At 39.8% G+C, this 26,384-nt stretch carries 23 protein-coding genes and 1 riboswitch; of the genes, 16 read left to right on the forward strand and 7 right to left on the reverse strand.

Going from position 1 to position 26,384, the window contains the following annotated elements; genetic code table 11:
• The first annotated feature begins 16 nt into the window (after positions 1-16).
• On the forward strand, positions 17-1,642 hold the full coding sequence (gene panP / locus FHG08_RS07630; protein WP_178955315.1) for a pyridoxal-dependent aspartate 1-decarboxylase PanP: 1,626 nt from the start codon (positions 17-19) through the stop codon (positions 1,640-1,642).
• A 249-nt stretch (positions 1,643-1,891) separates the two neighbouring features.
• Here the strand turns inward: panP and argE are convergent, their stop codons facing one another.
• Positions 1,892-3,037 carry an acetylornithine deacetylase gene (argE, locus tag FHG08_RS07635; protein ID WP_178955317.1) on the reverse strand — a complete coding sequence of 382 codons (1,146 nt, stop codon included), beginning with the start codon at positions 3,035-3,037 and terminating at the stop codon, positions 1,892-1,894.
• A gap of 221 nt (positions 3,038-3,258) precedes the next feature.
• Here argE and argC point away from each other — a divergent pair, with 221 nt between their 5' ends.
• From argC to FHG08_RS07675, 8 genes are all read left to right on the forward strand, one after another.
• On the forward strand, positions 3,259-4,272 hold the full coding sequence (gene argC / locus FHG08_RS07640) for an N-acetyl-gamma-glutamyl-phosphate reductase (protein WP_178955319.1): 1,014 nt from the start codon (positions 3,259-3,261) through the stop codon (positions 4,270-4,272).
• Complete coding sequence (gene argB, locus FHG08_RS07645) at positions 4,269-5,036, forward strand: acetylglutamate kinase (RefSeq protein WP_178955321.1); 768 nt, start codon at positions 4,269-4,271, stop codon at positions 5,034-5,036. The genes argC and argB overlap by 4 nt, the downstream gene beginning before the upstream one ends.
• Positions 5,037-5,043: 7 nt before the next feature.
• A complete protein-coding gene (locus FHG08_RS07650) occupies positions 5,044-5,976 on the forward strand; it encodes an ornithine carbamoyltransferase (protein ID WP_010391031.1) in 933 nt (310 codons plus the stop codon).
• Positions 5,973-7,175, forward strand: coding sequence for an argininosuccinate synthase (locus FHG08_RS07655; protein WP_138605071.1), 1,203 nt, complete (start codon positions 5,973-5,975; stop codon positions 7,173-7,175). Before FHG08_RS07650 ends, FHG08_RS07655 begins: the two co-directional genes overlap by 4 nt.
• A 52-nt stretch (positions 7,176-7,227) precedes the next feature.
• Positions 7,228-9,093: an argininosuccinate lyase gene (argH, locus tag FHG08_RS07660; RefSeq protein ID WP_138605069.1), complete on the forward strand. Its 1,866-nt coding sequence runs from the start codon at positions 7,228-7,230 to the stop codon at positions 9,091-9,093.
• A 251-nt stretch (positions 9,094-9,344) separates the two neighbouring features.
• Positions 9,345-9,545, forward strand: coding sequence for a hypothetical protein (locus FHG08_RS07665; RefSeq protein ID WP_076920190.1), 201 nt, complete (start codon positions 9,345-9,347; stop codon positions 9,543-9,545).
• Positions 9,546-9,559: 14 nt separating this feature from the next.
• Entirely contained in the window at positions 9,560-10,096 is a 537-nt protein-coding gene (locus FHG08_RS07670; protein ID WP_138605067.1) for a hypothetical protein, read from the forward strand.
• A gap of 500 nt (positions 10,097-10,596) precedes the next feature.
• Entirely contained in the window at positions 10,597-11,109 is a 513-nt protein-coding gene (locus FHG08_RS07675) for a hypothetical protein (RefSeq protein ID WP_178956842.1), read from the forward strand.
• Positions 11,110-11,129: 20 nt separating this feature from the next.
• Here FHG08_RS07675 and coaD read toward each other — a convergent pair whose 3' ends face one another.
• Complete coding sequence (coaD, locus tag FHG08_RS07680) at positions 11,130-11,621, reverse strand: pantetheine-phosphate adenylyltransferase (protein WP_138605064.1); 492 nt, start codon at positions 11,619-11,621, stop codon at positions 11,130-11,132.
• A gap of 442 nt (positions 11,622-12,063) precedes the next feature.
• Here coaD and FHG08_RS07685 point away from each other — a divergent pair, with 442 nt between their 5' ends.
• Positions 12,064-12,717 carry a TetR/AcrR family transcriptional regulator gene (locus FHG08_RS07685; RefSeq protein ID WP_010391043.1) on the forward strand — a complete coding sequence of 218 codons (654 nt, stop codon included), beginning with the start codon at positions 12,064-12,066 and terminating at the stop codon, positions 12,715-12,717.
• A 100-nt stretch (positions 12,718-12,817) separates the two neighbouring features.
• Positions 12,818-14,275 (forward strand): tRNA uracil 4-sulfurtransferase ThiI, encoded by a 1,458-nt coding sequence (gene thiI / locus FHG08_RS07690; protein WP_178955323.1) that lies wholly within the window; start codon positions 12,818-12,820, stop codon positions 14,273-14,275.
• A gap of 26 nt (positions 14,276-14,301) precedes the next feature.
• Here the strand turns inward: thiI and FHG08_RS07695 are convergent, their stop codons facing one another.
• Together FHG08_RS07695 and FHG08_RS07700 are read right to left on the reverse strand one after the other, a co-directional pair.
• Positions 14,302-15,204 carry a ketopantoate reductase family protein gene (locus FHG08_RS07695; RefSeq protein WP_178955325.1) on the reverse strand — a complete coding sequence of 301 codons (903 nt, stop codon included), beginning with the start codon at positions 15,202-15,204 and terminating at the stop codon, positions 14,302-14,304.
• The gene (locus tag FHG08_RS07700; RefSeq protein WP_008113182.1) at positions 15,197-15,547 is read right to left on the reverse strand and encodes a VanZ family protein; all 351 of its coding nucleotides are present in this window, start codon (positions 15,545-15,547) and stop codon (positions 15,197-15,199) included. Before FHG08_RS07700 ends, FHG08_RS07695 begins: the two co-directional genes overlap by 8 nt.
• A 151-nt stretch (positions 15,548-15,698) precedes the next feature.
• Here FHG08_RS07700 and FHG08_RS07705 point away from each other — a divergent pair, with 151 nt between their 5' ends.
• On the forward strand, positions 15,699-16,181 hold the full coding sequence (locus FHG08_RS07705; RefSeq protein ID WP_008113183.1) for a YajQ family cyclic di-GMP-binding protein: 483 nt from the start codon (positions 15,699-15,701) through the stop codon (positions 16,179-16,181).
• A gap of 310 nt (positions 16,182-16,491) precedes the next feature.
• Positions 16,492-16,657: riboswitch (cobalamin riboswitch) on the forward strand.
• Between the two features lie 36 nt (positions 16,658-16,693).
• Positions 16,694-18,520 carry a TonB-dependent receptor domain-containing protein gene (locus FHG08_RS07710; RefSeq protein WP_178955327.1) on the forward strand — a complete coding sequence of 609 codons (1,827 nt, stop codon included), beginning with the start codon at positions 16,694-16,696 and terminating at the stop codon, positions 18,518-18,520.
• A 56-nt stretch (positions 18,521-18,576) separates the two neighbouring features.
• Here FHG08_RS07710 and msrA read toward each other — a convergent pair whose 3' ends face one another.
• The 3 genes from msrA to FHG08_RS07725 all read right to left on the reverse strand — a co-directional run bounded on the left by msrA (position 18,577) and on the right by FHG08_RS07725 (position 23,342).
• Positions 18,577-19,113 (reverse strand): peptide-methionine (S)-S-oxide reductase MsrA, encoded by a 537-nt coding sequence (gene msrA / locus FHG08_RS07715; protein WP_138605671.1) that lies wholly within the window; start codon positions 19,111-19,113, stop codon positions 18,577-18,579.
• A 74-nt stretch (positions 19,114-19,187) separates the two neighbouring features.
• Entirely contained in the window at positions 19,188-22,286 is a 3,099-nt protein-coding gene (locus FHG08_RS07720) for an efflux RND transporter permease subunit (protein WP_010391050.1), read from the reverse strand.
• A 3-nt stretch (positions 22,287-22,289) separates the two neighbouring features.
• Entirely contained in the window at positions 22,290-23,342 is a 1,053-nt protein-coding gene (locus tag FHG08_RS07725; RefSeq protein ID WP_138571138.1) for an efflux RND transporter periplasmic adaptor subunit, read from the reverse strand.
• A 247-nt stretch (positions 23,343-23,589) separates the two neighbouring features.
• Here FHG08_RS07725 and FHG08_RS07730 point away from each other — a divergent pair, with 247 nt between their 5' ends.
• The 3 genes from FHG08_RS07730 to FHG08_RS07740 all read left to right on the forward strand — a co-directional run bounded on the left by FHG08_RS07730 (position 23,590) and on the right by FHG08_RS07740 (position 26,375).
• Entirely contained in the window at positions 23,590-24,294 is a 705-nt protein-coding gene (locus FHG08_RS07730; protein ID WP_178955329.1) for a DUF2982 domain-containing protein, read from the forward strand.
• A 35-nt stretch (positions 24,295-24,329) separates the two neighbouring features.
• Positions 24,330-24,662, forward strand: coding sequence for a hypothetical protein (locus FHG08_RS07735; protein ID WP_010391054.1), 333 nt, complete (start codon positions 24,330-24,332; stop codon positions 24,660-24,662).
• Between the two features lie 66 nt (positions 24,663-24,728).
• Positions 24,729-26,375: a DUF1566 domain-containing protein gene (locus tag FHG08_RS07740; protein ID WP_178955331.1), complete on the forward strand. Its 1,647-nt coding sequence runs from the start codon at positions 24,729-24,731 to the stop codon at positions 26,373-26,375.
• Positions 26,376-26,384: the final 9 nt, after the last annotated feature.

Genomic DNA, 26,384 nt, shown 5'->3' on the forward strand with positions numbered 1-26,384 from the left:
CACACTAGGTATGAAGATGGATCAAAAGCGTTGTGCCGTCGCCTCTAAAGAAAGCCTCAAACGGATATTTACCGTTCCAGAGGCCCCTGACTCAACTTTGAGCAAAATAGAGCTTGAAATTTCGAGTAATTTAGCAGGTTTCTTAAACGAAAATATCGCGGCAATTGAAAAACCATTACATGAAATAGAAAAAGATTTTCAATCGGCGGCTATCCCTGAAGAGCCAACGTTTGTGTCTTGCTATGCCCAAGATATTATGGAACAGCTGGTTGCTCATTCTGTACATACCGCAGCGCCAAGCTTTATTGGTCACATGACATCTGCTCTGCCACATTTTTTACTGCCGCTTTCTAAATTAATGGTTGGGCTAAATCAAAACCTTGTAAAAATAGAAACCTCAAAAGCGTTTACCCCATTAGAGCGTCAAGTTTTAGGAATGATGCATCATCTAGCTTATGGACAAAATGATGGCTTTTATTCTAAATGGATGCACAGTGCAAAAACCTCTTTAGGAGCATTTTGCTCTGGTGGCACAGTAGCTAACATTACAGCACTTTGGATTGCCCGCAACCGCTTATTAAAAGCAGATGGCAACTTTAAAGGCATTGCTGCACAAGGTTTAGTGGCGGGAATGCTTCATTATGGTTACAAAGGACTGGCGGTTTTAATCTCTGAGCGAGGTCATTACTCGTTGGGCAAATCGGTAGATTTACTAGGTATTGGCCGTGAGAATTTAATTGGTATTAAAACATCGGCTGATAATAAAGTTGATGTAGATTCTATGCGAGAAAAAGCGCTAGAGCTTGAAGCGCAAGGCATTAAAGTGATGGCAATTATTGGTGTAGCCGGAACGACTGAAACTGGTAATATCGATCCACTTGAAGACATGGCTAATTTAGCACAAGAAATTAATTGCCATTTTCATGTTGATGCGGCGTGGGGCGGAGCTACTTTACTGTCTAATACCCATAGGCACCTTTTAAAAGGTATTGAGCATGCAGATTCAATCACCATTGATGCGCATAAACAAATGTATGTACCGATGGGAGCAGGTTTGGTGCTGTTTAAAGACCCTGCTGCAACTGATGCCATAGAGCATCATGCTGAATATATTTTACGTAAAGGCTCTAAAGATTTAGGCAGCCATACCCTTGAGGGGAGCCGCCCTGGTATGGCGATGTTAGTGCATGCTTGCTTACGTGTTATTGGTCGTAAAGGCTACGAAATGCTTATCGATCGCAGTATTAAAAAAGCCCGTTACTTTGCTGATTTGATAAAAGCAGATGAAGACTTTGAATTAATATCAGAACCTGAGCTATGTTTGCTAACTTATCGTTATGTCCCTAAGCAAATTAAAAATGCGATAGCACAGGCCAACGCACAAACCCGTTTAGATATTTTTGCCGCGCTTAATCGTTTTACTGCAAGCATGCAAAAACGTCAACGTGAATCAGGTCGCTCGTTTGTATCGCGTACACGTTTAACGCCAGTTCAATATGATAACCAACCAACCGTGGTATTTAGAGTGGTGCTTGCGAATCCGCTTACATCAGGTGCAATATTAAAAGAGATATTAGATGAGCAGAAAGAACTAGCTCAAACCGACCCTGTATTTAAAAAGTATTTACGAAAATATATGTAACTAACCTGAACTCTGGTTAAGAGATTTACTAACATATTGAATCAAAGATGATATTTATGTTTATTTTCTCTAGCCAGAGATTTTCAGTGAAAACAAGGCGAACTTACGCGTCAATAGCTAGCCTATTGCAAGTAAATTCAACGCAGTTAGCGCTAAAAATAGCTGCTTGAGATAGATATATTACTCAGAGTTCAGGTTAAATATAAATGCTATAAAAAAGACGCTTAATAGCGTCTTTTTTGTTACTGATTAAAAGCAACTCGCCTTTATGAGGTTGCTGATAATTTGTTGCGAAGGCTTTATTTTTTCCATCGCTAAATATTCATCGGGCTGATGCGCTTGGTTAATTGAACCCGGTCCCATGACGATGGTTTCACAACCCAGTTGTTGTATAAATGGTGCCTCAGTACAGTAATTAACAGCCACTGCTTTTTGCCCTGCTATATTTTCGGCAAGTTTAACTAACGCGCTGTCTGTGCTTCCTGTAAATGCTGGAATTGGCTCATGTAAATCAATCACACTGACCGAATTAGGGTATTGCTGATTTATATCGTAGGTTGCATCAAGCAGCAATGCTTGCAGCTCTTGTACACTTAAGCCAGGAAGAGGGCGCATATCAATGTGCATTTCACAGCAACCGCAAATCCGATTCGCATTATCGCCCCCATGAATATTGCCTAAATTGAGCGTTGGGTAAGGAATTTCAAAGTGATTTATTGAATATTTATTCTTAAGTTGTTCTTTTAAGATTAGCAATTTTGTAATCACTTTATGCATCACTTCGATGGCGTTAAGACCCCGTTCGGGATCTGAGCTATGTCCTGAACGGCCGACAACTCTTATTGCTGTACTCATATGACCTTTATGAGTAAATACCGGCGTCATATCAGTAGGTTCACCAATAATACAGCGACTTGGCTTTAAATTTGGGTGCTTACAGATTTGTTGTGCGCCAGCCATAGTGGTTTCTTCGTCTGCGGTGGCTAATATTAAAATTGGTTGTGTTTGTTGCTTTTCATCAAGCTCACTAATAGCCTGCAGTACAAAAGCAAAAAAACCTTTCATATCAATGCTACCTAAGCCATATAGTTTATTATCTCGCTCAGTTAATTTAAATGGGTTGTGATTCCAACGACTATCATCAAATGGCACCGTATCAGTGTGACCTGCCAGCATTAAACCGCCGTCACCTTGACCGCGTTTTGCTAATAAGTTGTAGCGGCCTTTGTTGCCTTTTAATTCTATTATTTCACAGGTAAAACCTAAGCTTTGACACCATTGCGCTAGCAATTCAATGACACTCTTATTACTCATGCATAAATGATCTTCAATGGCACTAATAGAGGGGGCAGCAATCAATTGCTGGTACATCGAAATAAATGACGGCAGAGACATAAAAAATTCCAAAATAAGTATTCATTTTAATTGCATAACAATATAAAAGTATTTATGATGAATATCAATTCACTTTTTAAGCATAAATATATTAAAGTTACGCCATGAAAATAATACGACGATAGTTATCACTCATAAATTTAATCTGTTTGGCTGGGTTATACCCTAGTGTAAACAAACAACATGGAATGTGGTCACTAATTTTAGATAAAGAGTAAATAATGAACGTAGTAATTATAGGTGCCAGCGGTTACAGCGGCGCAGAACTGGCTAGCTTAGTAGCAAAACATCCAACTCTTTCGCTAACTGGCTGTTATGTATCAGCGCAAAGTTTAGATAAACATAAATTGCTTAGTGAATTGTATCCTGAGCATTTAGGATTACTTGATTTACCTCTGCAGCCACTAAATGAACATGCACTTGCTGATATCACTCATTCAGCAGATTACGTTTGTCTGTGCACCGATCATAAAGTAAGTGTGGATTTAGCGCCTCAGTTTTTAGCGATGGGCAAAAAGGTATTTGACCTTTCCGGTGGCTATCGTCTTGCAAGTAATGATGATTACGTTACTTATTATGGTTTTGAACACCAACACCCAGAACTACTTAATCAAGCGGCTTATGGTCTTGCTGAATGGAATAGTAAAGCCATTACTGATGCTCAGTTAATTGCTGTTGCTGGCTGCTATCCAACGGCTGCATTAAATGCATTAAAGCCTCTTCAGCAAGCGTGTTTGTTGAGTGATGAAAAAATTATTATTAATGCAGTTTCTGGCGTAACGGGCGCAGGGCGTAAAGCCAGCCTAGGGACTCATTTTTGTGAGGTATCACTTGCACCCTATGGTTTGTTTAATCACCGTCACGGGCCTGAAATACAACAGCACCTAGGTCATGAGGTGTTATTTACTCCTCATTTAGGTAATTTTCCGCGCGGTATTTTAGAAACTATTTATGTGCAATTAAAGCCGGGTGTGACCAGTGAGCAAGTAGCTAAAGCTTATCAAGTATTGGCTGATGAGCCATTAATTCGTTTGCTTGGCAGCAAAATCCCTTCGATTAAAGGGGTGGCCAAACAACCTTATGTAGATATTGCGTGGCAGCAGCAAGGCTCACAGTTAATAGTAATGGCAGCAATTGACAACTTATTAAAAGGGGCAGCTGGTCAGGCTTTGCAATGTATTAATTTATCAATGGGGCTTCCCCACACTACAGGTCTAATAGGAGCGTTTAGATGAGCAGTAAAACGTGGGTTATTAAACTCGGTGGTGCAGTACTCAATACTGAAAATGCCGCTAAAGCATTATTTGAAATACTCAACGAGCAAGATGATGCTCAGTTTGTGATTGTGCATGGTGGTGGCTCATTAGTTGATAGCTGGTTAAAAGAGGCTGGTTTTGCCAGTGCTAAACACCAAGGTTTACGTATTAGCCCTAAAGAACAGATGCCTTATATTGTTGGAGCCCTTGCGGGTGCGGCAAACAAACAACTCATGGCGCAAGCAATTAGTGTTGGTCATAAGCCGGTGGGGTTAAGTTTATATGAAGCAGGGATCACCGCCTCGCAAAAATTAAAAGCATTGGGTCAAGTAGGTCAATGTCACAACAATGCTGATTCTATTATTGATGATTTACTCAGTGTTGGCCGGTTACCAATCATCAGCTCTATCGGCTTTGATGAACAGGGCTTGTTATACAACGTTAATGCAGATGAAGCAGCCGCCGCAATGGCAAATAATTTAAATGCAGAACTTATTTTTATGACGGACGTAGAGGCGGTACTTGATGCCAATAAGCAGCCTTTACATCAACTTGACACAAAACACATTGATACTTTAATTGCAGAGGGAGTAATTGTGGGCGGGATGGAGGTCAAAGTTAAGACCAGTCTTCACGCTGCCCAACATTTACGACGCGGTGTGTACATTTCCAGCTGGCAAAAGCCAGAAAACTTAACTGCTTTGCTGCAAGGCGAGCATGTCGGAACTAAAGTAACACCATAGGTTGAACATGTTTAAAGATTTTTTAACGGGTCTAGAATTAGACCAACAAGGCGCACTAAATTTATTAAAGTTAGCGCAAGATATTAAAGAAAGCCCGAGTAAATATAGCCAAGTATTAGCTGGTAAGTCAGTGGTTACTTTGTTTGAAAAGCAAAGTTTACGTACTCGCCTTTCATTTGATATTGGTATAAACCGTTTAGGGGGCCATGCGGTTTACCTTGACCAACAAAATGGTGCAATGGGCGCCCGCGAATCAATAAAAGATTTTGCCTTAAATATTTCGACTTGGGCAGACGGGATTGTTGCGCGGGTTAATCAGCACAGTACGTTAACGACACTCGGTGAGTATTCATCCGTTCCTGTGATTAACAGTTTGTGTGATTTATATCACCCATGCCAAGCATTAGCTGATTTTTTAACGCTACAAGAAGTACATGGTGATGTTAGCCAGTTAAAGCTTGCCTACCTAGGTGAGGGCAATAATGTAACACACTCATTAATGCTATTAGCCGCTACTTTAGGAACAGACTTTGTCGCTGTAACACCAAAAGGCAGCTCACCTGATTCGCAAGTACTTAAAAAAGCAGAGCAAATAGCAGCGATGAATGGCGCTTCTGTAATGGTAAGTGACAGGGTTGAGGCTGCAGTAGGCGCTAATGTTGTTTACGCCGATACCTGGGTATCAATGGGGGATACAACTCCTCTTGAGCAAGTAAAAGAAAAATACATGCCTTATCAATTAAACCAGGCATTGTTAGAAAAAACCGGTGCAACTACGGTATTACATTGCCAACCGGCACACCGTGAGTTTGAAATTACTTCTGAGGTAATGGATGGCCCTGCATCAAAAATTATACAGCAAGCAGAAAACCGCATGCATGCGCAAAATGCGCTATTAGTTACATTGTTAAATCCAAATTTTGTTAAGGAACACCTATGAGTTCAATTAAAAAAGTCGTTTTAGCCTATTCAGGTGGTCTTGATACATCGGCTATCGTGCCATGGTTAAAAGAGAACTACGGCTGTGAAGTTATTGCCTTTGTTGCCGATGTTGGCCAAGGCGCTGAAGAACTTGAAGGCGTAGAAGCTAAAGCTATAGCGTCTGGTGCATCTGAGTGTTACGTGGTTGATTTAAAAGATGAGATGGTAAGCGATTATATTTACCCAACGCTTAAAACGGGTTCTATATACGAAGGAACTTATTTACTTGGTACCTCTATGGCGCGTCCAATTATTGCTAAAGCGCAAGTAGAAGTTGCGCGTAAAGTAGGTGCCGATGCACTTTCTCACGGCTGTACAGGCAAAGGTAACGACCAAGTACGTTTTGAGTCATGTTTTGCCGCACTCGCACCTGATTTAAAAGTGATTGCGCCATGGCGTGAGTGGGATTTATCAAGCCGTGAATCACTATTAGATTATTTAGCTGAGCGTGATATTCCATGTTCTGCGTCAGCAACAAAAATTTATAGTCGTGATGCGAACGCATGGCATATTTCACACGAAGGCGGCGAGCTTGAAGACCCATGGTGTGAGCCAAGCGAACAAGTATGGACCTGGACTAACTCACCAGAGCAAGCGCCTGATAAAGCCGAACATGTCACTTTATCGGTTGTTGAAGGTGAAGTAGTTGCCGTAAATGGCGAAGAGCTTAAACCTTATGATTGTTTAGTTAAATTAAACGATATTGCATCACCTCATGGTGTGGGTCGTGTCGATATTGTAGAAAACCGTTTAGTGGGCATGAAATCACGTGGTTGTTATGAAACGCCAGGCGGTACTGTGATCATGGCGGCGCTGCAAGCTATTGATGAGTTAGTACTTGATAAAGCGAGCCGTAAATGGAAAGAAGTACTCGGTGGTGAATTTTCACACTTAGTCTACGACGGTCGTTGGTTTACGCCGCTAAAAGATTCTATTTTAGCCGGTGCAGAAGCGCTGTCTACACTAGCAACGGGCGAAGTGGTACTGAAGCTTTATAAAGGCCAAGTCACTGCGGTTCAGAAAAAATCACCTAACAGTTTATATAGCGAAGATTTTGCTACCTTTGGTGAAGACGATGTTTATGACCAGTCGCATGCAGAAGGCTTTATTCGTTTATTCTCGCTATCAAGCAGAATCTCAGCATTAGCTAAAAAGTAATTTTTTATGCCCCTTGGAATTAAGGGGCTATTATCGGGTTTGGAGAAATTTCATGGCATTATGGGGCGGACGTTTTTCTACGGGTCCAGATGAAGCGTTTAAACAGTTTAACGATTCACTTCCCTTCGATTATCAATTAGCAGAGCAAGATATTATTGGCTCTGTTGCATGGGCTGGTGCACTTGAACAAGTAAGCGTGTTATCTAGTGATGAGCACAAAAAGCTGGTATCGGCACTTTATGAGTTACTTGAAGAGGTAAAAGCAGACCCAACGGCTGTAGCTACCTCAGGTGCAGAGGATATTCACTCGCATGTTGAAGCTGCACTAATTGAAAAAGTAGGTGATTTAGCTAAAAAGTTACACACAGGCCGAAGCCGTAACGACCAAGTTGCTACCGACTTTAGACTCTGGTGCCGCGATACCGCCGATCATATTTTAAAAGCGATTACGCAACTTAAAGCAGAGTTTATTGGCTTAGCTGAACGTGAACTTGGCACAATATTACCAGGTTATACCCACTTACAGCGTGCACAACCGGTGTTATTTAGCCATTGGTGTATGGCTTATGTAGAAATGCTTGAGCGTGATGAAAGTCGATTACAAGATGCCCAAGCACGAATGAATTATTGCCCACTCGGCAGTGGCGCTCTTGCAGGCACTGCATACCCGATTGACCGCCATGCACTTGCACAAGGGCTAGGATTTACTGGCGCGACTAAGAATAGTTTAGATGGCGTATCTGATCGTGACTTTGTGGTTGAGCTATTAAGCTGCGCGTCTATTTCTATGATCCACTTATCGCGGATGTCTGAAGACCTAATTTTTTATAACTCAGGCGAAGCTGGCTTTATTGAACTGGCCGATAATGTGACCTCGGGTTCATCTTTAATGCCACAGAAAAAAAACCCAGATGCATTAGAGCTAATTCGTGGTAAAACTGGCCGGGTGTTTGGTGCGTTTAGCGCAATGATGATGACTCTAAAAGCACTACCGCTTGCCTACAATAAAGACATGCAAGAAGACAAAGAAGGCATTTTTGATGCCATGCCAACATGGCTTGCGTGTATTCATATGGCACAAGCGTGTATTAAAGGTATAAAAGTGAAAGCAGATAAAACCCTTGCAGCGGCAAAAGGTGGCCACGCGAATGCAACCGAACTTGCTGATTATTTAGTGGCTAAAGGAGTGCCGTTCAGAGAAGGGCATCATATTGTTGGGGTGTTGGTGCAATTAGCTATTAGTGAAGGTAAAACGTTAGAGGAGCTTTCACTAGAGCAGTATAAATCAGTAAATCCAGTGTTTGAAGATGACGTGTATCCGGTACTTGAAATTGATGCCTGTATTAAGGCACGCCAAGCGCTTGGCGGTACATCATTAGAGCAAGTAAGCAAAGCGGTGAAAGACGCGAAAAAAAAACAGCAAATAACGGTTCGTGATGCCAACTTAGATGACGTAGAAGCAATTGCTAAACTCGTACAGCACTGGGCAACAGTAGGCGAAAATTTACCGCGAGCTAAAAGTGATATGGTGCACTCAATTAATGAGTTTGCCGTAACTGAGATAAACGGTCAGGTATCGGGTTGTGCTTCACTTTATATTTACGACACAGGATTAGCTGAAATACGTTCATTAGGCATTGATCCTAAAAGCGCAGTAACGGGGCAGGGACGAGAACTGGTTGAACACTTATTAGTGAAAGCCAAAAAATTGGCACTCAATCGTGTCATCGTTCTGACTCGTGTACCTGACTTTTTCGAAAATCAGCGGTTTAGTTTCTGTGATAAAGAGAGCCTACCTGAAAAAGTAATGAAAGATTGCGAGCTATGTTTACGCAAAGAAAACTGTGATGAAGTCGCAATGGAATATATGTTAAAGCTAAGTAATAGCATGGAGATCCCATGCAAAAACGTGGCTTGAGCAATCCCTAGGATAAAAAACGCACGGTGACCCCGATGCGTTTTTTTTTGAGTAAAATAAAATAATTTTTAAATTAACATACTATTAATTTAAAGTTGGCATATCGTTTGCTTTTATTATTCTGAAGCGAGTTGTTGAGTCAATTAACCAACATAGATTAAACGCGACTGCAGTTATTTACTAACTGCTGCAGGTGGTGTGATTTAAATTTGCGCCAATAATAAAATTTAATACTCAAGAGGATTAATCACATGCAAATTTCAGCGAACAGCCAAGTACAAATGCAAGCATACAATAAAACGCAACAATTAAAGCCTGCAATGGAACAAACTGCTAGCCCTAAAACCCTACAATCTGATACAGTTAGTATATCTCAAGAGGCGATGGCTGCTGCTGGCGGTAGTGCTGATCTCCAGCGTGGTAATACGATTCTTTTACCTCGTCCAAAGTGATAGAAAGGTAGTAAATGTTTTTAGCTGAGTTTTTTGGTCTGTTTTCTTTGTCAGCCCTAGTGACATGGGGCTTTTTAATGGCGTTTTTTTTTAACCTCTTTGTCTACAGCTTAGATGTTAAGAGGAGAACGACTTTATTACTCAGCTCATTAGTTATGGTAGTATCCTATTCCGTGACTGATTACTTATTTACATGGATTTCCTATTACAATACTACTTATTTTGATTGGGCAATACATGATTTAATAACCATAATTTGCCTAATTTTCGTTTACAAATTAAGTAAAACTACGACTCCTTCATTATTATATTTACTAATAGGCCTTTCAATTAATTTGATGTTAGCTTTGCTAATGCATTTAGATATTTTTATTAATAAAAATATTGAACCTTGGTTTTTGTGGGATATATACACGTTTGGAGTGACATTTATAGACCTAGTAATGATTGTTGCTCTAATTGTAGACAAAGACTTCTTAGGATTACACAAACTCAAAAATAAAATAGTATCATTATTCCTAAGACCTAAAATTGCAAGGGATTGTAACTAAGTTGTACATCGATTACAGCATGGTTGATTACGTAAGTGCTTTCACTCAATGGGGTTTTTTAATGGCATTTTTATACTCACTTGTTTCGAGTATTAATAAGCCAGACAAGTCGGTAACATACTTAGCCGCTATTATGTTTTCCTCTTACTTTTGTAGTGATTTTTTTCCGATATTAGAAAATGTATACTTAGACTGGATCCTCTTCGATTATATAACCATTTCTATTATTCTCATTTTATTGAATTTCTGTCTAAAAGCTCCCCTCGCTAGCTATTATATTATTTCAGGCTTACTAATAAATAGTCTGCTAACATTTTTCATTTATTATGACTTATTTGTACGTAATAATATTGATGAATGGTGGCTTTGGAGTGTTTACTCTTTAGGAGTAAACTTTATTGATGTATTAATGATTATTTCTTTGGTAATAAATACAAGTATCTTAAAAAAACGACAGGTAAAAAAACAACTTAATTTAGCTATTCGAAATAATGTTTCAAATGAATGACTTCTTGCTCAACCCATATGTATCTCTTTATCTAGGTGCGTTTGTTCAATGGGGCTTTTTAATGGCTTTTTTATACTCATTAGTAACGAGTATAAATACATCAAAAAAAGAGGCTTTATGGCTATCGCTAATCATGTCAATTTCATACTCTTCAAGCTTGTTCATTGATATTCAAAATATTTCTTACACGCAACTATTACTTTTTGACCTAATGACTATTTTGGCTATTTTAGTGGTAAGTAACTTCATAAATAAAAATACTATAACTTCTTATCTATTATTAGGACTGAGCATAAACTCACTGCTATTTTTTGGTATGCATTTAGATGTGCTAGTCTTTAATAACAGCACACCATGGTGGTTCTGGTCATTTTATTCTTTGGGAATTAATCTGATGGATTTTGTGATGATAGCTATTTTCTTTATTAATAAAGACTTTTTGGGTTTAGTGAGGTTTAAGAACTTTTTACTTCAAGCAAGAGCGAAGCTACCTAGCGCAACATAATGAAACGCTAGGCGTTGAGTTTAATGCTTGGTTTCCCCCAGCCTAGATTGCAGGGCTTTCATTACTATGCTATCAACAAACTCACTCACATCTCCGTTATGGCGCGCAACTTCTTTTACCAAGGTTGATGATATAAAGGTATTACGCTCAGCAGGTGTTAAAAATACACTTTCTAAATCAGGGTTTAAACGGCGGTTCATATTCGCGAGTTGAAATTCATAATCAAAATCAGAAACCGCTCTTATACCTCTAATCAATACATTTGCATTATGGTCGCGAGCCAGATCTGCTAGTAGCCCTGAAAAGCCAATGACTTTTACATTATCTAAATGGCTTAAAATCTCATTTGCTAAATCAACGCGTTCTTCTAAAGTAAAACACGGTTTTTTACTTGGGTTATGAGCAATAGCCACAATAACGGTATCGAACATTTTAGCCGCACGCTGAATTAAATCAGTGTGGCCGTTGGTAAGAGGGTCAAATGTGCCTGGGTAGATTGCGGTCACTTTCATAATATTTACTGTGTTATTATTTTTAGCCGTAGTGTAGCAGTGTTTAGTGTGCAAAGCAGCCTTGTAAGTAAATTGTGAAGAACTTCCTGCCTTGATTGTTTTAACGCTGACTATTTGTTTATACTAGGGCCTGTTGACCTTTCAGGATTAAAATTTGTTCTAACTAGGGACGATTTAATCGTGGCGCGAGGTTTGTAACCTAGTGGGCTAAGTAAAAGCCGAGCAACAAAGAGTTAATCGTCCCTAGGACGAACCTTCAGGCAGCGCGTGTTTGGTATTTATGCTGCGTTATCGCCTATTTATGGGGAATAACCACACTACATAGGCTCTGCCTTGCCAAAATACCAAACACACTGCTGCAAATTCAACCTCGAAAGATAAACAGGCCCTAGTGGATTGTTTTAATGCAGCATCGTATTTTCGAAAATTGAGTAATGAGTATATGAATACCAAGGATAAAATAATTCAAACCAGTATTTCATTGTTTAATGAACATGGTGAAAGAGCAATATCAACTAATCATATTGCATCGAGTTTAGGCATGAGTCCGGGTAATCTGTACTACCACTTTAAAAATAAAGAAGACATTATTCGCCACATATTTGCACTTTATCGTGACCATTTAAGTACTCACTTTAAGCCAGTTGATAAAGGCGACGATGCTTTTGAGCATCTTGGCCCTTATTTAGATTCGCTATTTGAATTAATGTGGCGCTATCATTTTTTTTACGACAACCTTGGCGATATTCTTGCTCGCGATAGCCATTTAAAACAGGGTTACATTGATTTTCAGCAGGAATTACTTGAGCAGGTACGTAACATCATTTTGGCCTTGCGGGATAGTGAAATTATTGCCATTGATGAACAAGATGCCATTGAACTTGCTCATACGCTAAAATTAACGGTTAGCTTTTGGACACCCTATATGAAAGCAAGAAGACTAAGTGGTGTGCTGGTTGAGCAAGATATATACCCTGGTATTGTAAAAGTACTGACTTTATTTAAGGCTTACAGTACAGAAAAAAGCGCAAATAAAATTAATCAGTTAAGAGACAAGTACGCACTTTTAGCAAATGCTGCCCCCCAGAATCCTTAAGCCTGTTGAGTTGGTTAGTTCCTAGGCGTTAAATTTTTTGCTATAATCCGCCGCGCCCAATGCCTGGGTGCGCGAATTCCCGCAGTCTAAGAGTTGAACTATGCTTAAATTTATCGTCAAACTTCACCCTGAAATAGCCATCAAAAGCCGTTCAGTCCGTAAACGCTTTACCAAAGTGTTAGAAAATAACATTAAAATTGTATTGCGTCGTGTTGACGAAAAAGTACAAGTACGTAATAACTGGGATAATATTTCAGTTGTTACAAAACTAGATGATGCTCAAACTCGCCTTGATTTTATTGATAGCTTGCAGCGCATTCCTGGCATCGTACAGTTTATTGAAGTGACCGAAACAGACTTTAAAACCCTTGATGACATCTATCAAAAAACCATTGCGTTAGTTGGCCACACTATTATTGGTAAAACCTTTTGTGTACGTGCTAAGCGCATAGGTCAACATGATTTTACTTCAACTGAATTAGAGCGCTACGTTGGTGGCGGGCTTAATCAACATGTTGAAGGAGCCCGAGTAAAGCTAAGCCGCCCTGAGGTAACGATTCGTTTAGAAATTAAAGACGAAAAAGCCTACATAGTGACGCAAACCCATTTAGGAATGGCGGGCTTTCCACTGCCAACACAAGACGATGTATTATCGCTTATGTCTGGTGGATTTGATTCTGGCGTTGCCAGTTATCAGATGATCCGTAAAGGCGCTCGTACACACTTTTTATTCTTTAACTTAGGTGGCGCTGCCCATGAAATTGGGGTTAAGCAAGCGAGCTACTACCTATGGAAGCAATACAGCTCTACGCATAAAGTTAAGTTTATTACCGTTGATTTTGAACCGGTTGTTGCTGAAATTTTAGAAAACGTTGAGAACAGCCAAATGGGTGTTGTGCTTAAACGTATGATGATGCGAGCGGGTAGTGCCGTTGCTGAAAAACTAAATATTCAAGCTTTGGTAACGGGTGAAAGTATAGGTCAGGTGTCTAGCCAAACCTTAGCTAACTTAAGTGTTATTGACCGTGTAACCGAAACGCTGATTTTACGTCCTCTTATTCAACATGATAAGCAAGAGATCATCAATATAGCGCGCCAAATAGGCACTGCAGAAATGGCAGAAACGATGCCTGAATACTGTGGTGTGATCTCTAAAAAGCCGACGGTTAAAGCCAAAATTGAAGTAATTAAAGCAGAAGAAGAGAAGTTTGATTTTGACGTATTAGATACCGTTATTGATAACGCCCGTGTTATGGATGTGCGCGATATTGATGTTGAGGCTAAGCAAGAGCTTAAAGAGGCAGAATCAGTTACAGAGTTACCAGAGGGAGCGGTTGTTGTTGATATTCGCTCACCTGAAGAAGAAGATGCTTCGCCGCTGGAAATTGAAGGTATTGAAGTTATCCACTTACCGTTTTTCCGCTTAGCAACTAAGTTTGGTGATTTACCTAAAGGTAAAGACTATTACTTATATTGCCAAAAAGGAGTAATGAGCCAATTACAAGCGCTTATTCTTCACGAAGAAGGCTTTAACACCGTAAAAGTATATCGTCCTTGATGGCTTAATATATTAGATGCGCGGATTTATTCCGCGCTTTTTTTTGCCAAAATTTCAGCAAGTAAGGCGTCATTATAAGGTGTTGCAATATGGTGCAGTTTTCCTTGCTCACTTATATAGCCACAAATTGCCATGATCTCAGTTTGCCTATTATGCAAAACGTCTTGATGCATAGATGAGTAATTCTCTGCGGTTAAACTCATCACCTTATAGGCGCGCTCGAGGGCATCAATAAGCTTAATATTAAGTTTAAGCGCGGTCGCAGTGTGGCACGCTTCAGTTAATAAATTAATAATTGAGCTATTAAACTGTGGCGCACGCAACTGGCCGTTTTTTATATTGTACAGAGCGGTTAATGGATTTATGGCAATATTAACCAGTAGCTTTTCAAACCGCAGTTGCTCAATATTATTACTGACAATTAATTGCGGAATAGTGTGTAATTGCGCACTAAGCTGTTTAATATTTTGCATAGCTAGTTGACTACAGCCCCCTAATACACTTTGCCCGTTTCCGGTATGCTGCACAATATTAGGGTTTGATTTGAACCCAGCCATGCTAGTGGTTAAAAAGTACAACGACTGCTGCTTTGTTAACTGTGCATTTAATTGTTCAACATTACCCATGCCATTATGACTCAGTACAATATGGGTATTATTACCAAGATAAGGCTTTACTTGGGCATAGGCTTGTTGCACTGCAAACGCTTTAACAGTGAATAAAACAATTTCAAATTCAGGAGCTTGAGCTAATTGCTGTTGTGAGATGAAAGTAGCGTTAATTTTTTCTGAAGGGGCATCACCACGGCTATAAAAGCGAGTGTTAAGGGTGCCTTTTTTAGTAAGAATATTAACAGTGTGATGTTTCGCTAAGAAATAGCTAAATAACAAGCCAATAGCACCATCACCAACAACAAGTATGTTAGCCATAACGCTTCTTTTTACGTAGTGTTAATAGGGCTTTAGCTAAAAAGTAGCTCGCCGCACCAATAAAGTCGGCAACAAAATCGGCCAGTGATGCTTGTCTGTAAGGAAGGCTATCTTGCATAATTTCTATTGCGGCACCATAGCCGGCTAACAGCAATATTTGTGCATATAACGGCAGTTTAAAGGCTTTATCCATTATAATGGCAAGTAAAAAGAAAATACCAAAATGCGCCACTTTATCTACATGCGGAAATAAGTTTGCAGCCCCTTTTACCTCTTTAGCAAATAAGAAGGTAAATGCGACAATACTAATTAAAAAAATAGCTTGGTAAACACGCCTCGTCACAAAAAATCCTAAAATCGTATAAAAAAGAAGCCTCAGTATATCAAACTAAATTAGTATCGCACCTGAACAAGATGCAGAAAAATGTAAAGATTTATCATTTTAACGTTATAATTGCCGCATAAAATTAAGATTAGCTAGTTAGGAGAACATCATGCCTTCATTTGATATTGTATCTGAAGTAGAAATGAACGAAGCACAAAACGCGGTTGATAACGCCAATCGTGAATTAGAAACACGATTTGATTTTAGAGGGGTCGATGCCTCAATTGAATTAAACGATAAAACAATTAAATTAAAAGCTGAAGCAGATGCTCAGGTTATGCAGTTGTTTGATATTTTAGCTGGGAAAGTTTCTAAGCGTGGAATGGACGTTGCGAGCTTAGAACTTCAAGAGATTTCTCGCGCAGGCAAAAATGTTTTTCGTAACGTTGCACTAAAGCAGGGTATCGAAAAAGATATGGCTAAAAAAGTAGTAAAAGCCATTAAAGATTCTAAAGTAAAAGTGCAAGCGGCTATTCAAGGCGAAGAAGTACGCGTAACGGGTAAAAAGCGTGATGACTTACAAGCTGCTATGCAAGTTGTACGCACTGCCGATTTAGGTCAGCCATTTCAGTTTAAAAACTTCCGCGATTAATTTATTGTTTCGAGCTAGGCACTATAGGCGCTTAGTTCAAAGCAACATGTATTTAGCCAAACACGCTATATTGTTTGGCTTTTTTATTTTTGAATCTATGATAATTACCGCTGTCTCTTATACACATCTCCGAGCCCCGAGCCCGAGCCCCGAGCCCCGAGCCCCCGAGCCCCGAGCCCCAGCCCGAGCCCCGAACCCCGAACCCCAAAATCAAATTGTAGATGTTTAGACGTCCGTTGACATTTTAAGTAAACAGATAACAGATAGGCTCCGGTCTCGTGGGCTCGGAGATGTGTATAAGAGACAGGTGCTTGCTAAACACTTCAAAGGTGTGATTTTTTTAGTAGGATAATCGGGAAGTTGGTGCGTTTTCATTGATGAAGTCAATCCCAACACTGCCCCCGCAACGGTAAAGTTATGCTGTATTTTATTATGGTAACTGAGTCCGGAGACCGGCCTTGATGTAATCTTACTTACTAACATCTTTGCGGTGGGCAGAGATAGGGAACATCATGATAAATAAAACTGCATTGGGTGTGGCTATTTCGGCTGCGCTGTCTTTTTCTGCATCTGCAGAACAAACCATTGAAAGAATAACCGTTACTGCAAATAAATTTGAACAATCAATCAATAATGTACTTGCCAGTGTTAATGTTATTGAACGCATAGATATTGAGCAAGGTAATTACCGAGATTTACCCACACTTCTAAGTACTCAGGTAGGCTTTCAAATAAACTCAAATGGCGGCTTTGGTCAAAACGCTGGTGTGTCCTTGCGTGGTACAGGCTCTGGTGATACGTTAATTTTGATTGATGGTGTTCGTACCGGTTCTGCAACGCTTGGCCAAAAAGCATTGAGTAACGTGCCTTTAAATAGTATTGAACGCATTGAAATAATTAAAGGGTCACGTGCCGCTGTCTATGGCTCTGATGCACTTGCTGGTGTTATTAACATTATTACGCGTGAGTCAGATAACCTTTCTGTTAGTGCAACATTTGGTTCAGACGCTTACCAAGATTATCAAATGGCAGGCTCTGTAAAGTCAAGCGATATGAGGAGTGCATTTAATGCAGGTTTTGAAAAAACAGATGGTTTTGATGTATTGCAAGGTGTAGCGCCAGATGAAGATGGTTATGAGAACAAAAACCTCGGTTTTAAAGTAAATTATAATGATGCACAGTACGGTGATTTTAAGTTATTAGGTCAATACAGCGAAGGCTTTGCTGATTACGATAGTCGCTTTAGTCCTGCCGATAGCACGATTGAACGCAATGACTTTGAAAATTATCAATTGTCTGCTGGTTGGAATAAAAACTATAAAAATCAGTCTCACGGTGTTGATATTGCACTTGTAACTGATGACTCAGATAACACTTATGTTAATTTTTCCACTGGTCTGCCAGTCACAAGTACGTTTATAACTCAGCGTACTCAAATTGATTACAATGGCCAATATCGTTTAGATGATACTTTAAATATTAGTGGCGGTATTAACTGGTATAAAGACGATGTGTCGCGCAGCTCTCAAGTATTTATTGAAGATAGTCGTGACGTGCTTGCAGTATTTGTAGGTGCCTATTACGGTACAGATAAGGTGCTTGCTAATCTAACTGTTCGCCAAGATGATGATGAACAGTTTGGTGATGAAACAACGTATACCGCGGCAGCGGGATATCATTTATCGAGTAATGCAACATTCCGTTTAAGCCAGAGCACAGGGTTTAAAGCGCCTACCTTTAACGATTTATATTACCCTGATTTTGGTAACCCTAATTTACAACCAGAAAAGTCCGTTAACCGTGAGCTTGGCTTAAATGTAGACTTTGATATTGCGCAAGTTGATGTCGCTATTTTTAGAAACGACATTGAGGATAAAATTGATTATGATGCAAACTTTGCATTAGCTAATATTGACGAGGCTCGCTTTGAAGGGGTTGAATTTAGTCTTTCTCAGCAGGTTTTTGGTTTTGATAGTCACCTTAATTTTGCATATTTAAGTGCGCAGAACAAAGAAACAGGCGCAGAGTTGCGTAATGTTGCTAAGCGTACATTTAATTGGGAGCTTAAAAAACAGTTTGGTAACTTTGATGCGCGTATCGATATGCAGTATCGCAGCGATCGTCAAGGTGCACAAACCCACTTAGGCTCTTACACACTATGGAATTTAGCGGGTAATTATCAAGTTAATCAAAATATTGAAGTATCGCTTCGCGTAGAAAACCTGTTCGATAAACAGTACAACGCCGTTGATTCACATCTAAGTTCTACAACAGCTCAAGCGTATTACTATAATACACCAGAACGTCGCTTGTTTGCTGGTATAAGCTATGAGTTTTAATTACTGAATTAGCACATATAATAAATGCCCGAATTTAAATCGGGCTTTTTAATGTGTTATTCCGTTAAAAACTCGCTAAATTCGGTTTCAAACTTGTGCAATTTAGGTGCAATTAAAATACTACAGTAGCCTTGTTCTGGGTTTTCATTGTAGTAGTCTTGGTGAAAACTTTCAGCAGGGTAAAAAGTGGTTGCTGGGCTTACCTCGGTTACTATAGGTTCGCTAACATGAGTTTGCAGCTCTGCAATAACGGCCTGTGTTTGCAATTGTTGTTGCTGATCATGGTAATACACAACGCTGCGGTATTGAGTACCTATATCGTTACCTTGGCGATTTAACTGGGTGGCATCATGCAAGGTAAAAAACATTGCGAGTAAGGTTTCAAAGCTTATCACACTAGAATCAAATTCAACCTTAATCACTTCTGCATGCCCGCTATTGCCTGTGCAAATAGCTTTGTAGGTTGGGTTATCAGTGTGCCCGCCCGTGTAACCAGAACAAACACTGAGTACACCTTTAACACGCCTAAATGCCGCATCAATACACCAAAAACAGCCGCCGCCGAGTGTTGCTACCTGTGTGGTCGAACTCATAAGTACTTCCTCAATTATATGGTTATATGCACCAAAATAGCGCCGTAACAGCTAATTACGACGCTCAGAGTGACTTAGATCTCTTTAAGTGGTTTTTCAGCTGCTTGTTTATCTAGCTTTTGCTGTAAAAACTCTGGTGATTGTGTATTTCGCGCTAGTGCGTAATAGGCAGCTGGCACCACAAACAGAGTCAGTATGGTGGCAACCGTTACGCCGGTAAATACCACTACACCAATTACCATTCTACTTTCCGAGCCAGGCCCTGAGGCGAGTACCAAAGGTACCGCGCTCATAACTGTGGTTAGGGAGGTCATTATAATAGGACGTAAACGCTGGGTAGCGGCTTGTAAAATAGCTTCACTAAATTCCAACCCTTTATCACGTAACTGATTGGTAAATTCAACAATCAGAATACCGTTTTTAGCGCTTAACCCGATGAGCATCACAATACCAATTTGGCTGTATATATTAAGTGTTAAGCCCATACTCCATAGGCCAAACATAGCACCCATTAGCCCAAGTGGAACGGTGAGCATAATAACAAGCGGATGCATAAAGCTTTCAAACTGAGCAGCGAGCACTAAAAAGGTCACGGTCAATGCCAGCACAAACACGTAGGTCATAGCTGAGGCACCTTCATAAAACAATTGTGACTCACCTTTGTAATCAATGGCGCCATCAATGTCATTTTCTTCTGCGGCAACATTGTTTAAAAAGTTTAGTGCTTGTTCTAGCGTATAGCCATCAGCTAAGTTGGCACTTAGAGTAATTGCACGCATACGGTTATAGCGATTTAAACGCGAGGCGGTGGCTTCTTCTTTCAAGCTTATAAGGCTGTCGAGTGGCACCAATTCATTGCTGCGAGATTTAAGGTAAATATTTGAAATATCAGTAGGGTTTGCAAAGTCTTCTTTAGTTCCCTTTAAAATTACATCGTACTCTTCACCGCGGTCAATAAAAGTGGTTACACGGCGTTGGCCAAGCATGGTTTCAAGTGTACGTCCCACATCTGAGACTGATACGCCTAAATCAGCGGCTTTATTTTTATCAATACTGACTAAAAATTGTGGGAAGGTTTCTTTATAATCATGATCAATGCGCACTAACCCAGGGTTTTTCTCTGCACGTTTAATAATTCTATCGCGCCAATCAGCTAGCTGAGCATAATCATTACCTTGTAAAACAAACTCTATCGGTCGCGATGAACCACCACCGCCAATACCACGGCGCATAATTGCAAAAGCACGTACATCGGTGACTTCTTGCATTTTACCGCTTATTTCATCCATGACTTCCCAGGTTGAGCGTTTGCGTTTATCCCAATCCGCCATACCAACAATGGCTACACCACCACTGCCACCCCAACCTGGAACTCGCACTAAAACTCGGCTTAGTTCGCCAGATTCAGAGTAAGGCATTAAGCGTTCTTCTATCTTTGCCATATTAGCGGCATTATTCTCATAGCTAGCCCCTTCAGGGCCATTCATAAGTACAAAAAAGGTACCACGGTCTTCTTTAGGGGTAAGTTCAGACGGTATTTGTAAAAATAATGAATAACTAACAAACCCAGCTAAAACTAAGCTCAGCATTAAGCCCCATTTGCGGGTCATGTTTGACGCTAAAGCGTTACGGTATCCATTTTCTAATTTAGTAAAAAAGCGATCCATTGCTTGGCTAAATTTACTTTCTTTTTCAGAGGCCTTTAAAACCTTTGAACACAATGCCGGAGAGAGTGTTAATGCAGTAATACTGGAGAAGAACACGGCTGCACTCACCGCCATTGCAAATTCTGTAAATAGTGCGCCTATTCGTCCTTCCATAAACACCAATGGTACAAACACAGAGATCAGTACTAGGGTGGTGGCTATAATTGCAAAGCCTACCTCACGGGCGCCGCGATAAGCTGCCAATAAAGGCGGCTCACCAAGTTCTATGCGGCGGTGAATATTCTCTAGCATTACAATGGCATCATCTACCACTAAGCCTATTGCTAATACTAGTGCCAGTAGAGTTAATAAGTTAATTGAATAACCCATTGCTAATAAAAACATAAAACTACCGACTAAGGCGACCGGTACGGTGACCGCAGGAATAAGTGTGGCGCGAATATTACCTAAAAATATAAAGATAATAAGCACTACTAAGCCCATAGAAATTGCTAAAGTTTTATAAACCTCATTAATTGATTCTTTGATAAATACTGAAGAGTCGTAACTGTCTTCGATAGTGGTGCCTTCTGGTAGGTTACGCTTAATCTTTTCCAGTTCACTGCGGGCATTATCAACTACTGTAAGAGTATTTGCTTTGGCTTGTTTAACAATACCCATACCAATCATATTACGGCCATTTCCGCGAAATAAGCTTTCATCATCGGCGGCTTCTAATTTTACGTCAGCCACTTCGCCTAGACGTACTAAATAACCATCTTCGCCTCGCTTAATGACAAGGTTTTGAAAATCACGTTGGTTTTTATAGCTGCGTGCAGTGCGCACAGTAAAATCACGGTCTACCGATTCAATTTCACCCGCCGGAAGCTCTACATTTTCACTGCGTAGTGTTTGCTCTATATCACTAGAGGTAATGCCACGAGCTGCCATCGCTTGGCGGTTAAGCCATACTTTCATGGCATACTTTCGCTCTCCCCCAATACGCACATTTGATACACCATCAACAACGGCTAAACGGTCGACAATAAAACGCTGTGCATAATCAGAAAGTTGCAATGAATCCATGGTTTCACTGTTAAGTACAAACCACGCGATAGGGCTTTCGTCACTATTTGATTTTGATACTTCAGGAGGGCGTACTTGCTCTGGTAGGCTGTCTAATGCCCGTGCAACACGTTCTCGTACATCGTTAGAGGCATCGTCTATATCGCGGTTAATATTAAACTCAATGGTAATGTTTGAGCGGCCATTACGACTCGATGAGTTAATACTTTTAATACCCTCAATCCCCGAAATACGGTTCTCGATAACTTGGGTTATTTTTGTTTCAATAATTTCAGCAGATGCACCGGTATATTCAGTACTAATATTTACAATCGGTGTTTCAATATCTGGATACTCACGCAAAGGCAGCATACTAAAAGCAACTAAGCCAAAAGTGAGTAACAGTAAGTTAATAACAATCGCAAAAACGGGGCGTTTGACGCTAGTATCGGTAATTTTCACGTGTTACCCCTTAACGCTTACTTTGCTACCAGAGCGGATTTTGATTATTCCCTCGGTAACAATCTGCTGGCCGTTCTTTAACCCCTTGTCTATTGCAACCCAGCCATTGTTTCTACTTGCAACATGTACCTCTATGCGATTAGCTATGCCATCTTCAATTTGAAAAACATAATGTTTATCTTGCAGAGGAATAATTGCTTTTTCAGGCACCATTAGCGCTTGATTGCTGCTTAGCTCTAGTGCAGTTTTAAGTAGCATACCAGGGCGAAGTAAACCCGATTTATTAGCAAAACTGGCTGTTACTTCTACACTGCGAGTGATTGAATCAATACGTGAGCTTATATGGGTTACTTTACCGGTGAATGTTTGATCAGGGTAAGCATCGTTTTGAGTGCGAACAGTCATTCCGTTTTTCAGTTGAGCTAAATACTTTTCAGGCACTTTAAAATCAACTTTTATGATACTGATATCATCTAAGGTTGTAATTATCGTGCTGTTACTAATATAAGCGCCTACCGATATTTCGCGTTTACCCAGTAACCCAGAAAAAGGCGCGGTAATAGCCATTTCATTGAGTTTAGTTTTGGCACTTTCAAGTTGAGCTTCGCTGGCATCAACACGGGCTAGCTGTTCTTCAAGTAACGACTTGGCAGTCGCTTGTGAGCGAGAAAGTTCGGTAAGCCTAGCTAATTGGCGTTTTTCTTCTTGTAAATTAATGCTAAGTTCTTTTACTGCAAATTGTTCTTGTTGGTTTTGCAGTTGCACTAATTTTTGTCCTTTGCTGACCAAGTCGCCGTCTTCAAAGTAAATGCTGGTGACATAATCGTTTTGTGCGCTTTTAATGTAAATAGCCTGATTAGCACGGGCACTGCCAATGGCTTCAATCATAATGGCATTTTCTTGCGACTCGACAGTGTGCGCAGAGACTTGTGTTGTCATTGCCGAGTAATCAGCTTGCTCGCCCTGTGATGCGGGCAAATATAAATAAACGCTAAAAATTATTAGTACCGAAATAATAAATGGAAATAGGGCTTTGCCGGATTGTTTAGAGTGCATTGTTTTCATACCTGAAAATAGATTATAAGTATTGTACGAAATCAGGACAAAAAAAGGCGGTTATGTATCTCATTAATTTGTGCGTTAGGCGTAAAAATAACTGATACTTAGTCATTGCGCATATTTAACAGTAATAATAGGAGTTAATTGATGAACTTCAAAACATCATGCAAACGCTGTTTAACACTGAGAAAGTTAGTATTGTGGGCTATTATTATGTTTATATTTTATATGGCGTTTTTTCAGTATGGCTAATATAAAAAAACACACACTTAAATACCGAGCGCAAGGCGCTAAAAATGGGATTGAAATACTGGTCGTAGGTAGCATTGGTTTAATCTTCATCATGCTATTTAATTTATTGCGTCCAGGTGAAATCAGTATTATTGAATTTTTTTTAGTAAGTTTATGTATTGCAGCAATTTTAATTGGATTTTTTAAAACACAAGAACCTTTTTATAGTATTATTTTAACTGAGCAGCAATTAACATATCAGCATAAGTACGGGCAATGGGATTTACACCAAGAAAATCTCCACCATTGCGGTATTCCTAAAGTTGATAACGGTATTGATCATCTTGAGCTGAACGCGATTGGTATTAAGTTAAATGATATAGATACATTTTTAGCTGCTTTAGCACCAAGAATTGCGGGTAAATTACTAATAGAACAGCGGCACTTATTTATGCAAGTTGTTCAAAAAAATTGCAAAAATGGGCATTGCCCATCAGAATGGTTAGTTGAAGATAATAAATTTAGGTCAAAAAAAGGAATTGACTATAATGGGCTTATAGCGATGTTTGCTAATAGGGCTAAGCATCTTCAGCTTTTAACAGGGTATGACTTACTGTTACCTGCCAGTGTAATAGAAAGTGATATTTGGGAATTTTGCGCAAATTTAAATAAATGGAAGCGTGATCCCTCTCAGTTTATCAAGTCGCAGTGTGAATAATAATATAAGCACTCACTGCGGGATTAGGAATAACTATGAGTCAAGACAGATCTTTTATTAAAAGTGGTCGAAACACCATAATTCACAAAGACAGAAAACTAGATTTAGTGATTGTTAATGGTGAGGAACATCCTCGAATTAAAGTAACAGCAAATGGCCTTGAACCATTTAAAGAAGAGCTGCCAAAAAACCGCCGTGATGCAAAAGAGCGCTACTTAGATATGGTTTATATTGCAAGTCCAGATGTATTTAGCGAGGAGAAACAGTTGTTGTTTATTCAATCCTTAGATGGCCGCGAATATAAAGTAGATTACAGTAAAGTTGGCACTAAGTTATTTGTTCGTATTCATCAAGATAGCTATTTATAATTTATAATGGCACTTTTTTTGCTTTACAGTCTTATTAGATAATTTTAAGACACAAAGGTGCTTAGTATGAAAGCAATTTCGTTAATACCACTTATGGCATGCTTGCTTTTGGCTGCATGTGGAGGGGGAGACGGTGCTGATAACAGTGATATTAAAACGTCAGTATTTGCAGGTAACGATCTCCAAGTTGTAGAAAAATCAGAGTTTACTATTTCTGCAAAAGGCTCTCCTGCAGATGGTATTTTTACTTGGCAGCGTGTAAGCGGTCCTATTATAGATGTGTTTCCGCTTGAAGGGGCTGAACAAACCATCACTGCACCGGATGTAAAATCTGATAGTGAATTGGTCTTAAGGGTAAGCTATCAAACGCCAGATGGTAGTTTAGTGAATGACGAGTTGAGTGTTTTCATTTCCTCTAATAATCAGCTTCCTCTTGCTGTTGTTACTCAAGTTGCTCCTGCAAACTTACCCTCAGTTTATAAAGATACTGTAACCCTTAGTGGTTTAACTTCCACAGACCCCGATGAAAATGGCGAAATTAGTAGTTACTTGTGGCAATTATTATCTGGGCCTGATTTAACAATTGATAGCTATACCAATCCAACGCTTAGTTTTCCTCATCCATTATTAGAAAATAACACCAACTTAAAATGGCAACTCACCGTAACGGATGATGAGGGCGGGGTATCTGCATCACAATTTGATATGACTCTCAATAAAACAGCCCAAGTGATTATTGCCGATGCGGGTGCAGACCAAACAGTAGAAGAGTTTGATAAGGTTATTTTAGATGCGACGGCAAGCGAAGCGGCAACTCAGACTTATCAATGTAAGTGGCAACAACTTACCGGAAATACCGAAGCTCTTCTTGAACCGCAGTCATGTACTGCTAGCTTTTTCGCCTCTGATATTGATTTAAATGCAACTCTTAGCTTTGAAGTACAAGTTATGGATTTAAAAGGGCGTACCGACACAGATACTGTATTTATTGATGTAACACCTAAAGCGCTTGGGTTAATAAACGATACTGGGCTGGGTGAGTGTTATAACAATACTCAACGTATTAATTGTAATAATGATGAGTTTCCAGCTCAAGATGCTGATCTTGGGCGTGATAGTTTTGCCAATCGTTTAGGTAAAGTGGGTAAAGGGAATTTGGCTTTTGATTACACCAAACTTAATGAGTTTGCCGATGAGCTTCTTGATGATGCGTCGAACTTTAGCTGTATTCGCGATAATACTACCGGCCTTGTTTGGGAAGTGAAAAGTCCTTATTCCGGTGTGTTACCAAATACCTCACTGCGTGATGGACAAAACCGCTATATTTGGCAAGGGACTGTCAATAGTGGCGATGTAACGGGTAGTGCTAATACTACGTGCCCAAATAATACTGATTGTGGATTGCAAACCTATATAGATGAAGTTAACGCGCTTGATTTTTGTGGTGGCAGTAATTGGCGTTTACCCACTTATTCTGAGCTGTTAGGTTTAATCGACTACGGTAAACAAGGGCAAAATGTATTGATAGATACTGCATTTTTCCCTAATACACCATCGACTAATAGTGTCGGGCATTTACGCTACTGGACTTCACAGACCGCGGTTGATGGTGCCAGTTTATCTCAGGCTTACACTATCGATATGATGGATGGCAACGATTTAGCCTATCCAAAAGATAATACCGCTTACGTGCGCTTAGTTAGAAATCGTTAAGGTGATTAT

It is taken from the genome of Pseudoalteromonas sp. Scap03, assembly GCF_013393115.1.
Taxonomy (GTDB): Bacteria; Pseudomonadota; Gammaproteobacteria; order Enterobacterales; family Alteromonadaceae; genus Pseudoalteromonas.

Coding starts and splice junctions, on each gene's coding strand:
- panP (WP_178955315.1), top strand. CDS start 17: ATGGATCAAAAGCGTTGTGCCGTCGCCTCTAAAGAAAGCCTCAAACGG.
- argE (WP_178955317.1), bottom strand. CDS start 3,037: ATGTCTCTGCCGTCATTTATTTCGATGTACCAGCAATTGATTGCTGCC.
- argC (WP_178955319.1), top strand. CDS start 3,259: ATGAACGTAGTAATTATAGGTGCCAGCGGTTACAGCGGCGCAGAACTG.
- argB (WP_178955321.1), top strand. CDS start 4,269: ATGAGCAGTAAAACGTGGGTTATTAAACTCGGTGGTGCAGTACTCAAT.
- FHG08_RS07650 (WP_010391031.1), top strand. CDS start 5,044: ATGTTTAAAGATTTTTTAACGGGTCTAGAATTAGACCAACAAGGCGCA.
- FHG08_RS07655 (WP_138605071.1), top strand. CDS start 5,973: ATGAGTTCAATTAAAAAAGTCGTTTTAGCCTATTCAGGTGGTCTTGAT.
- argH (WP_138605069.1), top strand. CDS start 7,228: ATGGCATTATGGGGCGGACGTTTTTCTACGGGTCCAGATGAAGCGTTT.
- FHG08_RS07665 (WP_076920190.1), top strand. CDS start 9,345: ATGCAAATTTCAGCGAACAGCCAAGTACAAATGCAAGCATACAATAAA.
- FHG08_RS07670 (WP_138605067.1), top strand. CDS start 9,560: ATGTTTTTAGCTGAGTTTTTTGGTCTGTTTTCTTTGTCAGCCCTAGTG.
- FHG08_RS07675 (WP_178956842.1), top strand. CDS start 10,597: ATGAATGACTTCTTGCTCAACCCATATGTATCTCTTTATCTAGGTGCG.
- coaD (WP_138605064.1), bottom strand. CDS start 11,621: ATGAAAGTGACCGCAATCTACCCAGGCACATTTGACCCTCTTACCAAC.
- FHG08_RS07685 (WP_010391043.1), top strand. CDS start 12,064: ATGAATACCAAGGATAAAATAATTCAAACCAGTATTTCATTGTTTAAT.
- thiI (WP_178955323.1), top strand. CDS start 12,818: ATGCTTAAATTTATCGTCAAACTTCACCCTGAAATAGCCATCAAAAGC.
- FHG08_RS07695 (WP_178955325.1), bottom strand. CDS start 15,204: ATGGCTAACATACTTGTTGTTGGTGATGGTGCTATTGGCTTGTTATTT.
- FHG08_RS07705 (WP_008113183.1), top strand. CDS start 15,699: ATGCCTTCATTTGATATTGTATCTGAAGTAGAAATGAACGAAGCACAA.
- FHG08_RS07710 (WP_178955327.1), top strand. CDS start 16,694: ATGATAAATAAAACTGCATTGGGTGTGGCTATTTCGGCTGCGCTGTCT.
- msrA (WP_138605671.1), bottom strand. CDS start 19,113: ATGAGTTCGACCACACAGGTAGCAACACTCGGCGGCGGCTGTTTTTGG.
- FHG08_RS07725 (WP_138571138.1), bottom strand. CDS start 23,342: ATGCACTCTAAACAATCCGGCAAAGCCCTATTTCCATTTATTATTTCG.
- FHG08_RS07730 (WP_178955329.1), top strand. CDS start 23,590: ATGGCTAATATAAAAAAACACACACTTAAATACCGAGCGCAAGGCGCT.
- FHG08_RS07735 (WP_010391054.1), top strand. CDS start 24,330: ATGAGTCAAGACAGATCTTTTATTAAAAGTGGTCGAAACACCATAATT.
- FHG08_RS07740 (WP_178955331.1), top strand. CDS start 24,729: ATGAAAGCAATTTCGTTAATACCACTTATGGCATGCTTGCTTTTGGCT.